This window comes from Paraburkholderia sp. RL18-085-BIA-A, from assembly GCF_046027075.1.
Taxonomy (GTDB): Bacteria; Pseudomonadota; Gammaproteobacteria; order Burkholderiales; family Burkholderiaceae; genus Paraburkholderia.
Genome location: NZ_JARESU010000633.1, coordinates 1 through 395 on the forward strand (window position 1 = coordinate 1; position 395 = coordinate 395).

The following is a 395-nucleotide window of genomic DNA, read 5'->3' on the forward strand; positions in this document are numbered from 1 at the left end:
CCGAAGTTTGAACACCTGAAACACTGCTGAGCAAGAAGTGGCGCGCCTTTGCGTCATTTTTTGTGTCTTAAATGTTCCCATGTAAATGTTGCATTTTCGACGAGATTTCATCTTGATTTACTGGGCGCGTTGTCTATTCTTTAGCCCATGTATATCGAGACCGTCCCGAACCGGAACTCTCCGCCCGCGATCCTCCTGCGTGAGGGCTACCGCGAAGGCGGCAAGGTCGTCAAACGCACGATCGCCAATCTGTCCCACTGGGATCCGCAACTCATCGAGCACCTGCGCATCCTGCTCAAGGGCGGCGTCGCCGTTGAGTCAGCCCAGGCGCTGATGAGCATTGAGCGCTCCCTGCCGCATGGCCATGTGGCCGCGGTGCTCGGTATCGCACGGCG

Annotated in this window: 1 protein-coding gene; it reads left to right on the plus strand. The window is 57.0% G+C overall.

From position 1 onward, the window contains the following. Positions 1-147: 147 nt before the first annotated feature. On the plus strand, positions 148-395 hold a 248-nt coding region (locus tag P0D89_RS54160; protein ID WP_494478584.1), incomplete at its 3' end, for an IS1634 family transposase N-terminal domain-related protein.